10 protein-coding genes are annotated in these 12,045 nt (G+C 58.3%); 2 read left to right on the top strand and 8 right to left on the bottom strand.

Annotated elements, in window-relative coordinates:
- Positions 1-160 precede the first annotated feature (160 nt).
- Positions 161-1,609 carry a tRNA uracil 4-sulfurtransferase ThiI gene (gene thiI / locus AC236I_RS19290; protein WP_004858647.1) on the top strand — a complete coding sequence of 483 codons (1,449 nt, stop codon included), beginning with the start codon at positions 161-163 and terminating at the stop codon, positions 1,607-1,609.
- A 66-nt stretch (positions 1,610-1,675) separates the two neighbouring features.
- On the opposite strand, the gene yajL is transcribed toward thiI, so the two are convergent.
- Together yajL and panE are read right to left on the bottom strand one after the other, a co-directional pair.
- Positions 1,676-2,269: a protein deglycase YajL gene (yajL, locus tag AC236I_RS19285; protein WP_004858649.1), complete on the bottom strand. Its 594-nt coding sequence runs from the start codon at positions 2,267-2,269 to the stop codon at positions 1,676-1,678.
- The gene (panE, locus tag AC236I_RS19280) at positions 2,232-3,143 is read right to left on the bottom strand and encodes a 2-dehydropantoate 2-reductase (protein ID WP_064368311.1); all 912 of its coding nucleotides are present in this window, start codon (positions 3,141-3,143) and stop codon (positions 2,232-2,234) included. Before panE ends, yajL begins: the two co-directional genes overlap by 38 nt.
- 198 nt (positions 3,144-3,341) lie before the next feature.
- Here panE and AC236I_RS19275 point away from each other — a divergent pair, with 198 nt between their 5' ends.
- Positions 3,342-3,833: a YajQ family cyclic di-GMP-binding protein gene (locus tag AC236I_RS19275; protein ID WP_004858653.1), complete on the top strand. Its 492-nt coding sequence runs from the start codon at positions 3,342-3,344 to the stop codon at positions 3,831-3,833.
- A gap of 70 nt (positions 3,834-3,903) precedes the next feature.
- Here the strand turns inward: AC236I_RS19275 and AC236I_RS19270 are convergent, their stop codons facing one another.
- The 6 genes from AC236I_RS19270 to AC236I_RS19245 all read right to left on the bottom strand — a co-directional run bounded on the left by AC236I_RS19270 (position 3,904) and on the right by AC236I_RS19245 (position 12,037).
- Entirely contained in the window at positions 3,904-5,268 is a 1,365-nt protein-coding gene (locus AC236I_RS19270) for an MFS transporter (RefSeq protein WP_004858655.1), read from the bottom strand.
- A 156-nt stretch (positions 5,269-5,424) separates the two neighbouring features.
- Entirely contained in the window at positions 5,425-6,603 is a 1,179-nt protein-coding gene (locus AC236I_RS19265) for a Gfo/Idh/MocA family protein (RefSeq protein ID WP_004858665.1), read from the bottom strand.
- A 445-nt stretch (positions 6,604-7,048) separates the two neighbouring features.
- Positions 7,049-8,077, bottom strand: a complete 1,029-nt coding sequence (locus tag AC236I_RS19260; protein WP_071359179.1) for a Gfo/Idh/MocA family protein — start codon at positions 8,075-8,077, stop codon at positions 7,049-7,051.
- Positions 8,074-9,438 (bottom strand): MFS transporter, encoded by a 1,365-nt coding sequence (locus tag AC236I_RS19255; protein ID WP_015585032.1) that lies wholly within the window; start codon positions 9,436-9,438, stop codon positions 8,074-8,076. Before AC236I_RS19255 ends, AC236I_RS19260 begins: the two co-directional genes overlap by 4 nt.
- A gap of 10 nt (positions 9,439-9,448) precedes the next feature.
- Positions 9,449-10,267: a sugar phosphate isomerase/epimerase family protein gene (locus tag AC236I_RS19250; RefSeq protein WP_004858682.1), complete on the bottom strand. Its 819-nt coding sequence runs from the start codon at positions 10,265-10,267 to the stop codon at positions 9,449-9,451.
- 66 nt (positions 10,268-10,333) lie between these two features.
- Complete coding sequence (locus AC236I_RS19245; RefSeq protein WP_151351985.1) at positions 10,334-12,037, bottom strand: FAD-dependent oxidoreductase; 1,704 nt, start codon at positions 12,035-12,037, stop codon at positions 10,334-10,336.
- Positions 12,038-12,045 lie beyond the last annotated feature (8 nt).

Here is a 12,045-nt window from a genome sequence, read left to right as displayed (position 1 = left end):
GCGCGCGGGCATCCTGAATGATTTTATGTAAAACGCGCAATGCGAGGCGCAATGTACTCAATGGTGATATACTGCGCTCCCTGGATGCAGGCACCGCGGTGCACTGCAGTACAACTTTTGCTTAAAGCCCCGTCGGGCTTGCCAACGAACTATTGTCGCCATGAAGTTTATCATTAAATTGTTCCCGGAAATCACCATCAAAAGCCAATCCGTGAGATTGCGCTTCATTAAGATCTTAACCGGGAACATTCGTAACGTTCTCAAAAACTATGATGAGACGCTTGCCGTCGTTCGTCATTGGGATCATATCGAAGTTCGCGCGAAAGACGAAAATCAGCGTCCGGTTATTCGCGATGCGCTGACCCGAATCCCGGGTATCCACCATATTCTGGAAGTCGAAGACGTCCCGTTTACCTCACTGCACGATATTTTTGAGAAAACGCTGCCGCTGTGGCGCGAAGCGCTGGAAGGCAAGACTTTCTGCGTGCGCGTAAAACGTCGCGGCAAGCATGAGTTTACCTCTATCGAAGTGGAACGCTACGTCGGCGGTGGCCTGAACCAGCATATCGAAACGGCGCGCGTGAAGCTGACTGACCCGGACATTACGGTCAATCTGGAAATTGAAAACGATCGTCTGCTGCTGGTAAAAGGGCGCTACGAAGGCATCGGTGGTTTCCCGATCGGCACGCAGGAAGATGTGCTGTCGCTGATTTCCGGCGGCTTCGACTCCGGCGTTTCCAGCTACATGCTGATGCGTCGCGGCTGTCGCGTGCACTACTGTTTCTTTAACCTTGGCGGCGCCGCGCATGAAATTGGCGTTCGTCAGGTGGCGCACTACCTGTGGAACCGCTTCGGCAGTTCGCACCGCGTTCGTTTCGTGGCGATTAACTTCGAACCGGTCGTGGGGGAGATCCTCGAAAAAGTCGACGATGGTCAGATGGGCGTGGTGCTGAAGCGCATGATGATCCGCGCGGCGTCGAAAGTCGCCGAGCGCTATGGCGTGCAGGCGCTGGTGACCGGCGAAGCGCTGGGCCAGGTGTCCAGCCAGACCCTGACCAACCTGCGTCTGATTGATAATGTCTCCGACACCCTGATTCTGCGTCCGCTGATTTCGCACGATAAAGAGCACATCATCGACCTGGCCCGTGAAATCGGCACCGAAGATTTTGCCCGCACCATGCCGGAATATTGCGGTGTGATTTCGAAGAGCCCGACCGTGAAAGCGGTGAAGGCGAAGATTGAAGCAGAAGAAGAGAACTTCGACTTTAGCATCCTCGATAAAGTGGTGGCGGAAGCGAATAACGTGGATATTCGCGATATCGCCCAGCAGACTCAGCAGGACGTGGTGGAAGTTGAAACCGTGACCGGCTTTAGCCCGAACGACGTCATTCTGGATATTCGTTCCGTAGACGAACAGGATGAGAAGCCGCTGAAGGTTGAAGGCGTTGACGTTGTGTCATTGCCGTTCTACAAGCTGAGCACCCAGTTCGGCAATCTCGACCAGAGCAAAACCTGGTTGCTGTGGTGCGAACGCGGCGTGATGAGCCGTCTGCAGGCGCTGTACCTGCGTGAGCAGGGCTTTGAGAACGTGAAGGTTTACCGCCCGTAAACCGCGAACAATCACGGTCATCCCGGATAAGGCTCTCTGCCTTGTCCGGGCGACCGCCTCGGCAAATCAGGCTTCGTAGTAGTTATAAATTCCCGCCGCCATGACCAGCTGTGACGCAACCTCATGGGCTTTTTCACGCCCGACCAGCAGGTCGATCATTTTGAGTGCAAAATCGATGGATGTTCCAGGCCCCTGGCTGGTGAGCAGGTTGACCCGCGGATCCCAGACCACGCGCTTGTCCTGCCACTGCTCTTCAGGGATGCGATCCTTGAGGGCCGGAAAACCGGTCATGTTGCCGATCGGGAAAAGGTTATGCGGCACCAGTACGGTCGCCGCCGCCGCGCAGATGGCGGCGACAATGCGTCCGGAAAGATGAAACTGGCGGACCGTTTCTACCAGCAGCGGGCTGTCACGGAAATATTCCGCGCCTTTTATCCCGCCGGGAAGAACGATAATGTCATAATCGCCGTCGGCGACCGCTACCAGCGGCGCATCCGCCAGCAGCTTGACGCCTCGCGAGCAGACGATGGTCAGGCTGCCATCGCTGGCGACGCTGGCCGTGGTGACCTGCACGCCGCCGCGGACCAGTAAATCCATTGTGGTGACCGCTTCGGTCTCTTCGCTACCAGGGGCGAGGCAAATCAGTGCCGACGCGCTCATATTCATTCTCCTTACGCTTTACCAGTTCAAACAAACGGGCGTTTTCCGGTACGGCAAGGCCGTGAGCGCGGGCGCGCTTCAGTAGAAAACCGGTGATATAGTCGATTTCCGTACGACGCTGCGCGCGGATATCCTGCAACATCGAAGAGATATTTTCTGCCGTACTTTCAATTACCTGATGGACATAAAATAACAGGTTTTCCGGTGAAGTATGAATACCTTCGCGCTCCATGACCGCAGCGACCTCCCGGCAGATGACCTCAACTTCCTGCGGGTAGTCGCGCAAATCGCCGTTGCGGCACTCTTTCAGCGCCGTCAGCGGGTTAATTACGCAGTTGACCGCCAGCTTGCTCCACGTTGCCGGGCGGATATTATTATGCCAGGCGACGTCCGGCAGGACGCGTTGCAGGGTATCAGCCAGGTCGCTGTAATCCTGCGGATAGTCTTTCGCCGGGCCGATATGCGTCGTGCCGTTGGCGACGTGCACAATGACGTTGCCGTCGCGGCGTGCGGCCTGGGTTGTCGAGCCCTGCAGCAGCGGCTGCTGCACGCCTTTCAGTTCATCAATGGTCCCCATCCCGTTATGGATAAGCAGGATCGGAGACGCGGCGGGTAGAGTGTGCGCCAGATTTTTTACCGCGGTGGAGACCTGCCAGGCTTTTAGCGTCACCAGCAGCAGGTCGCTGCTGGCGAGAAAGTCAGGATCGTTGGCGGTTAACGACTCATTAAAAATCGTCCCGTCAGTCTCGATCAGATTGACGCTACAAAAGGGTTGTGGGACGCGTAACCAGCCCTGGACATCGTGTCCGTGTTTGCATAACGCGGTTAGCCACAGCTGCCCCAGCGCACCGCATCCGAGTACGGTTACTTTCATTGTTCCTCCTCACCTGCGACTACCCCAGGCATTTATAGCTAAAGTATATACTCGTTGCGCTACCGGCTGCAGCCCACACCGCGGTGGCCTGGCGGGCATTGCGCATCTGAACATCGGCTATGCTTGCGGGATAACCAGTTGAGTTATGTCGCGTTGCGGGTATTATGCAACGCAAAAGAAACAGAAGGAGAGGAAAAGATGCCATCTTTCGATATTGTCTCTGAAGTCGATCTTCAGGAAGTTCGAAACGCCGTAGAGAATGCGACCCGTGAAGTGGAGTCGCGTTTTGATTTTCGTAACGTTGAAGCGAGCTTCGAACTGAACGAAAAAAACGAGACCATCAAGGTCCTCAGCGAATCTGATTTCCAGATTAACCAGCTGCTGGATATTCTGCGCGCGAAGCTGTTAAAACGCGGCATTGAAGGCAGTTCTATCGAAGTGCCGGATGAGTTCGTACACAGCGGGAAAACCTGGTTTGTCGATGCGAAGCTGAAGCAGGGGATTGAGAGCGCGACGCAGAAAAAAATCGTCAAGCTGATCAAAGACAGCAAGCTGAAGGTGCAGGCGCAAATTCAGGGCGAAGAGATTCGCGTCACCGGTAAAGCGCGCGACGATCTGCAGGCGGTTATGGCGCTGGTGCGCGGCGGCGACCTGGGACAGCCGTTCCAGTTCAAAAACTTCCGCGACTAAGTCGGGTGTGCGCTGGCGTATCATCTGTAAACGTCAGCCAATAAAAAAAGCGGGGCATTCCCCGCTTTTTTTATACCCCTTTGATGGCCTGCTCAATTTCGAAGCGGTTGGTCACCTTGCTGTCGATTTTGATATACACCGAACGTTCGTCGGGCACCACCAGAACCTGTTTGACCCCATCTGTGCGCTGCAGACGCTCTTGCAGCGCGCCATCGGCCACCACCTCATCGGGAATTTCGACCCGCAGGCTGCTGACGTACGGCGGTTCGCTCATCGTCCCGGCAACCAGCAGCCACAGCATCGCCAGCAGCGCGCCAAGCAGGAATACGGTTTGTGAATCAAAGAAGCCGTCTACCCAGCCGCCCAGCGCGCCGCCAATCGCCACGCCAAGGAACTGGCTGGTCGAATAGATGCCCATCGCGGTACCTTTATAGCCCGCCGGCGACTCTTTACTGATTAAAGAGGGAAGCAGGGCTTCCAGCAGGTTGAAGGCGAGGAAGAACAGCTGAACGCCGGCGACCAGCTCCCAGAAATAGCCGCCTGCCCCCCACAGGACAATTTCGGCCACCAGCAGCAGCGCGACGCAGAACAGGAACACGTGTTTCATCTTGCGCTTCACTTCGGCATAGATGATAAACGGCACCACCGAGACAAACGAAATCAGCATGGTGACCAGGTAAATTTTCCAGTGTTCGGCGGCGGGGAAACCGGCGGCTTCCAGCTGCCCTGGCAGGGCCACAAAGGTGGACATCAGCATGATATGCAGGCACATAATGCCGAAGTTGAGCTTCAGTAGTTTCGGCTCGGCAAGTACTTTGCTGAAACAGCCCTTTACCATACCCGATTCGCGGTTCAGGACGTGGTTGTGACTGTCTGGCACCACCCACAGCGTCAGCAGGATGCCGATCGTCGCCAGGACGGCGATCATCCAGAACAGCGCATGCAGGCCCAGCTGGTGAGTAATAATCGGTCCCAGCACCATGGCGATGGCAAAGGTGACGCCAAAACTGACGCCGATAAAGGCCATCGCCTTCGTGCGGTTCTGTTCGCGGGTTAAATCGGAGAGTAGCGCCATGACCGCTGCGGCAATAGCGCCGGAACCCTGCAGCGCGCGTCCAAGAATAATGCCCCAGATGGAGTCGCTTAGCGCGGCGATTACGCTACCGATAACGAAGATTAACAGGCCGCCGACAATCAGCGGTTTACGACCAATACGGTCGGAGAGCAGGCCGAACGGAATCTGGAATACGGCCTGAGCCAGGCCATAGATACCAATGGCCAGGCCAATCAGCGCTTCGCTGGCGCCCTGTAACGCCATGCCATAGGTGGTCAAAACCGGCAGAACCATAAACATGCCGAGCATACGCAGCGAGAATACGGTCCCCAGACCCCAGGTCGCGCGCAGTTCACCTGGCGTCATTTTATTGTCGTTCATTACCACCTCAATCTAAAAACTGCGACTAGTGTAGTGGTGGTAGCCAGAAGCGTAAATAAATGTTTGTTTAACAGATATTACCGCTGTGTTGCATGATGAGGTAAACGCGGGGAAAACAAAGAAACCAGTGGAGAAGACTCCACTGGTTAATGGCATTTATTGTAAATTAAAGTCAACCCATTGGCTGCCGGCATCGGCGGATTTCACGCATTGCTCCACCCAGTAGACGCCGTGCAGACCTGCTTCAACGTCCGGGTACCAGAAGCTCTCCAGAAACGCGCGATCGCCCCGATCCATCGCATCGATGGCTATCGCATAGCGCCGGTAGAGGTTTGCCCACGCTTCAAACAGCCCCTCCGGGTGGCCGCCACCGATACGATCGTCTGCCAGGGCCGCGGCGCTGAGATACGGCATGCCGCGTTCAAGTACCCGCGCCGGCTCACCTTGTACCTCGTAGCTGAGCTGGTTAGGATGCTCATCCCACCACTCGATGCTGGCTTTCTCACCGACGATCCGCACCTTCTGCGAGTGCATCGCGCCGCTATTGACCGCGCTGGTCCACATTGAGCCGACGGCGCCGTTATCGTATTCCATCAGCACAAAGGCGTTATCTTCCAGCGGCGCGCGCGATGCAACGAAGCTCTGGCGGGAACACATCAGACGGCGAATGTTGAGGTGCGGTGCCATCGTTTCGGCCACAAAGAGCGGATGCGTTGCCAGGTCGCCCAGCACGTAGCTTGGTCCGGCATACTTCGGCGTAACGCGCCAGCGGGTTGACTCCGCCTGCAGCTCAACGGCTTCATTATGAAAACCGTGGGCAAACTGCATATTGATAATTCGAATCTGTCCGAGCAGCCCGTCGGCAATCATCTGGCGCGCCTGCTGAATCATCTGATACCCGGCATAGCCGTAAGTGACGCCGACGATTTTGTTATGCTTGATGCTCAGCTCCCGCAGCTCCTGGGCTTCCGCGGCGGTAAAGCAGAGCGGTTTTTCGCAGATGACGTGCAGTCCGGCTTCCAGCGCCGCTTTGGTAATGGCGAAGTGGGTATTGTTCGGCGTGGTTACCGATACCACTTCAATACCGTCAGGGCGCAGGGCCTCTTCGCGGAACAGCGTTTGATAATCGGCATAGCAGCGTCCCGGCGCGATCCCGAGCTGTTCACCAAACTGACGTCCGCGTTCGGCATCAATATCAAAAGCGCCGGCCAGCAAGGTAAAGACATTGTCACGTAGCGCGGCCGAGCGGTGGCTGTAGCCGATCTGGCTGGTGGCTCCGCCGCCGACCATTCCCCATCGCAGGGAGCGGGACAGGGGTTTCATGCCGTTTAACATGGTGTTCTCCTTGATACAAAGTACGGATGTCTGATGAGATTCGCTCCCTGCTCCAGGAAGCGGGACAGGACCCTGGCGCCACTCCTGGCGACGAAACTGTCGCCTGAGGAATGGCAAGGTAGATTAAAAATATTTATTTCATTTTTAGTATTATATGAAATTAAATTTTTATTTATGAGAGAGGGATCGAAAAATTATCAAGATTATCCTCACCGTCCAGTGGGGCGCTGAAAAGCGACGATTTGGCTAAAAGCGTATCAAATTAGATGATTAACCCTGCTTTTATTGATGTTTATGGACAGGGATGTGTGAGCGCGCGAGGGGATGTGCTGAGATAATGAGCAATATGATTTCATTTAGTATTTAAATGAAATTTATTTTTCTTTTTCTCCGCAATAAAGACAGCGGAAAAGTCGGCGCAACGGGGGATTACGCCGACATCTGTTTATGTGGATTGGCCCGCCTGGCCTGCCGCCCGCTGAATGGCGGCAACGATCTCCAGGGAACGCAGCGCATCGGCAGCATCGATCAGCGGTTTCTCCTCGCCGGTGATGACCTGCAAAAAGTGGTCAAGCTGCAGCATGAAGGGATCGATAGCTTCGACGTGAAGCCTGTCACTCAGCAGCGGGTGGAGCCAGCCGCGCGCTTCGCCATAGCGCCACCACTGCATCTGCGGGATCGCCAGCGCGCCGCGGGTACCGGAAATCAGATAGCAGTTTTCCGGCGCGTGGGCGTAGATCGCATTTTCTCCCGAGTTCATCTCCCAGCTCCAGGGGCCGACGCCGCAATCGGTGAGTACCGCGCTACCTAATGCTCCGCTGGCGAAACGAAGGTTTACCACCGCGCTGTCTTCGTTGGCGAAACGGCGTACGGCATGGGAGGTAAAGGCCTGCACCTGGTCGATTTCACCAAACAGGTAGCGCATCAGGTCAATATCATGGACCAGATTGACCAGCAGCGGTCCCGCGCCGGGTTCACGGCGCCAGGCAACGTCAAAATAATCATCCGGCTTTTGCAGTACCCAGTGCGCGGAGACGGTGACGATTTGCCCGAGTTCGCCGCTGTCGATCAATGTCCTTGCCGCGGCGATCAGCGCGTTGTGCCGCCGGTGGTGCCCCACCAGCACCGGAACCTGATGGCGAGCAGCGGCGTCGACCAGTTCCCGGGCGCGTTGCGGCGAGTCGGCGACAGGTTTTTCGACCAGCACCGGGATCCCGCGTTCGATGCAGGCCAGAGCGCAGGGCAGGTGCAGAATATTGGGCGTGGCGTTAATCACCCCCTGCGGCTGGACCGCGTCCAGCATGGTTTCAACGTTGTCATACCCTGCGATACCCAGCGATTGCGCCAGCGCCTGCGCCTGAGGTGAAGGATCGGCCAGAGCGACCAGCTCAGCCCGTGGGTTAGCGCGGATCACCGCAATATGTTTGCGTCCGATGGCGCCCGCGCCAATGACGGCAAGACGAATTTTGCTCACGACAGACTCCTCAGCGTGGGGGACGGGGCAGGGGAGGTAGATTCAGCATCGCTGGCAAATAGCCCCTTCACCACCAGACCGACGACGGTTAATGCCGCCGGGATCCCAAGGATTAAAAAGACGTTTTCGAAGCTGAGATTGAGCGCCATCATTTCCGCGCCGGCAAAGGCGCTGAGGATGGCGCCCATTCGGCCGACGCCGTGCATCCAGCTGGAGCCGGTAGCGCGCGCCTGGGTCGGATAATAGCGGGCGGAAAGCGCATTCATGCCGGTATTCGCGCCGTTCAGGCAAGCGCCGCTGACGAAGGCCAGCAGGCACAGCAGCGCAAAACTGGCGGCAGCGTAGCCCATGGCCATCGTAAACAGGCCGCCGATGGCATAAATCAGCCCCAGCGCGCGATGGGGATTGATGCGATCCATTAGCCAGCCGGCAAACAGAGAGCCTACGGTGCCGCCGGCCTGATAAATCGCCGTCATCACCGCCGCCTGGCTGACGGTCAGTCCCACCTCTTTGACCAGCGTCGGCAGCCAGCTGCCGAGGATATAAACCAGAAACAGGCCCATAAAATAGACCAGCCATAGCATCAGTGAGCCGAGGCGGTAGTGGCGCGAGAGGACCAGGCGCATGGCGTTGGTATTGGCGGGCTGCGCCGGGAGCGTGAATTCAGCGTTATCCGCAATTTGCCCCGGATAGAGCCGTTGTAATATCGCCCGGATTCGTGCCGCCGGCGCGCGTTTAACCACCAGAAAGCGCACCGACTCCGGCAGCAGCCAGATAAGCAACGGCGCGAACAGCAGCGGAAGAACCCCGCCGAGCGCCATCAGCGAATGCCAGCCAAAGCGCGGGATCAGCCACGAGGCGGAAAAGCCGCCCGCCGCCGCGCCAAAGGTAAAGCCGCAAAAAATCACCGTAATCAGAAATGAGCGCTGGCGCTCGGGGGCATACTCCGATACCAGCGTGCCGATATTGGGCATCGCCGCACCGAGTCCCAGTCCGGTCATAAAACGGAAGAAAATCATCTGTTCGATGTTCTGCGAGAAGGCGGTGACGATCGTCCAGAAACCAAAGAAAAAGACGCTGTTGACGATGATTTTCTTTCGCCCCAGCCAGTCGGCGAGCGGCCCGGAGAGGAGCGCCCCCAGAGCCAGGCCAATCAGCGCCGCGCTGATGACGAAGCCGAGCTCGTAGTTGGTTACCCCCCATTCATGCTTCAGCGTCGGGGCGATAAACCCCATAATCGCAATATCAAAACCGTCGAGCGCAATCACGCAAAAGCCTAAGAAAACCACCAGTTTCTGGAAACGGCTGAGCGGATTACCGTTGATTAACTCTCTGACATCCAGGCGTTGGGTCTGAGTCATAGGGTTTTCCTTATGCGCAGGTGTGCAGGTAAGACTGCGCGGCATTGAACAGCAACCGCGCGCGGTTGAGGGCGGGCAGAGCGCCCTGGGCGCCGCTTAACGGGACTTCCAGCGATACCGGTAGCGTCGTCGGCAGCGCGGACATCAGCCCATGCAGATCCAGCCCGCCTTCGCCCGGCACCTTCCGCGCGGCGCGGGCCTGGTGGATCAGTTCCTGTTCGTTATCGGGAATCTGCGCCGGAGCGTCACACAGCTGCATATAGTTGAGGCACTCTGGCGGCAGGTCGGCGAGGCTGGAGAGCGACTCTCCCGCGCGCCAGAAGTGGATGGCGTCAATCAGAATCCCAATATCCGCTCGCCCGCTGGCCGAAATCAGCCGCCTGGCGTCAGCGATAGTACGCAGCTGGGTCCACGGCATGGGCTCCAGATTCATGGTTAAGCCATACCCCCGGCCGGCTTCGGCGAGCGCGGCAAGATTTTCAGCGCTGCGGGTCAGGTGGTTATCGTTGCCGGCCACCAGCACCTGACGAGCGCCCAGGCGCGCGGCGGTTTCAAGGAAGCTTTCCAGGCGGGCATTAAGCGAAAAGTCGCTCGTCAGACGCACGATTTCGACATCTGATACGCGAATACCGGTCTCCATCAGCGCAGAGAGCGTTGCGCGAACGGTCGCGGTATCGCCGAGCATATCGTAGTCAGGATCGGTCGGCGTGGCAGGGAGCAGACGCAGGCCGACATGAGTAAAGCCGCTTTGTGCCGCGATCCGCACCTGTTCCGGTGGCGGAACGTCGAGCACGGTGAGCGCGGCGAGGGACAGGGTTCGCATGTTCATAAAAGACTCCGGTACAGTTGCAGGTGATTGTTGTTATGTGTACTGCCGTCCCTGGTAAGATGTCGGTTACGATGCTGTTTTTGTTATATTGGCGGCCAGTGTTTTCCCCACCAGATAGCCAAAGGTCATGGCCGGACCGAGCGTAATACCGCCGCTGGGGTAGTACCCCTGCATCACGCTCGACATATCATTGCCAATGGCGTAGAGGCCAGCGATCGGCTGTTGATGCGCATCCAGCACTCGCGCCTGTTCATCGGTTTTCAGCCCGCTAAAAGAGCCCAGCGAACCCGGTAAAATACGCACCGCATAAAAGGGCGCATGGCGCAGCGGACCCAGCGTTGGATGATGAGGATGCCTGGCATCCCCCTGGGCCCGGTTATAGGCCGAGACGCCGCGCTGAAATTCCGGGTCCTCTCCTCGCGCGGCGTAGTCGTTAAAACGCGCCACCGTCTCTGCCAACTGCCCGCCATCGATGGCGCAATGTTCCGCCAGCGCCGCTAGCGTGGGGGCCGAGTGGAGATAGCCCGTGCGCAGCCATGCTGCCGGCGAAAATGGAAAGGGGCGGGCGTGGCCCAGACCATAGCGGCGCAGCGTCCGGCTATCGGCCAGCAGCCACGCTGTCGGCTGCTCTCCCGCAGGCGTTGCGGCCAGCAGCGCGGCAATAAAGTCGTGGTAGGAGTCGGCTTCATTAGTAAAACGCTTTCCATTGGGCAATACGGCGATAAACCCCGGCTTCGCGCGTTCAACCAGGTGCGGGAAGACCAGTTGCAGGCCGCTTGCGAGGGTGACGCGGGAGACCGGTGCCCAGGCCATGGCGTGTTTGAGCGAGGCGTCGAACTGACCGCCGACCGACTCCCCGAGCCGGATACCGTCCCCCTGATTACCCGGCGGCGCGGCGGAGAAGTGGCCATAGCCGTCCGCTGCGTGGGGAACCTGCTGCGCCAGGCGTTGGCGATCGTGTGGAAAGCCGCCGCAGGCGAGGATCACGGCGCCGGCGTGAACCTCAATATCGCCATCATCGCTACGCAGTACCGCGCCGCTGACCCCGGTCGATGATGTCAGCAGGCGAGCGACGGGGGCATTCAATTGAATACTGACGCCAGCGTCGAGCGCCGAACGCAGCAGGCGGCCCATCAACGCGTTACCATTAACCAGATACTGCCCGCGGCCAGTTCGCAGTCGCTGCCAGCCGTGGCGCAGCAGACGCCGGGCGGCATACAGCGCCGATCGCGGGGAGCGGGTTGCATTAAAAAAGTGCGCCATGTCGCTACCGCCGGCGATGCCCATGCCGGCGAGGCTGATGGTTTCCAGCGGCGGGCGCAGACGATGCAGCCAGTCGCCAAGCAAGCGTCCGTCAAACGGTTGTGCCGTCACCGAACGCCCTCCCTGGGCGTAGCCCGGTGACATGTGAAAATCCGGCATCTTACTGCCGGAGAGAAACTGCACCGCCGTATGGCGGCGGAAGAAATCGATCATCTCCGGGCCCTGCTGCAGGAAGGTGAGCAGGCGGGCATCGGCGGGCTGACCACCCATTTCATGCTGCAGATAGGTTAGCGGCGCGTCCTCTTGTTCCTGAATGCCCTCTTCGCGGGCGAGCGGGTTGTGCGGTATCCACAGCCAGCCGCCTGACCAGGCGCTGGTGCCGCCGATGACCGACTCTTTTTCGGCCAGCAGGACGCTGGCGCCCTTGAGGGCGGCGGTCACCGCGGCGGAAAGCCCCGCCGCGCCGGAACCGACGACCAGCACATCCACCTTTTTATGCCCGCTCATCTCCGGCC

It is taken from the genome of Klebsiella sp. Sb-30, from assembly GCF_057652795.1.
Note: the sequence above shows the minus strand (reverse complement) of the source record. Positions and strands in the feature narration are given on the sequence as shown.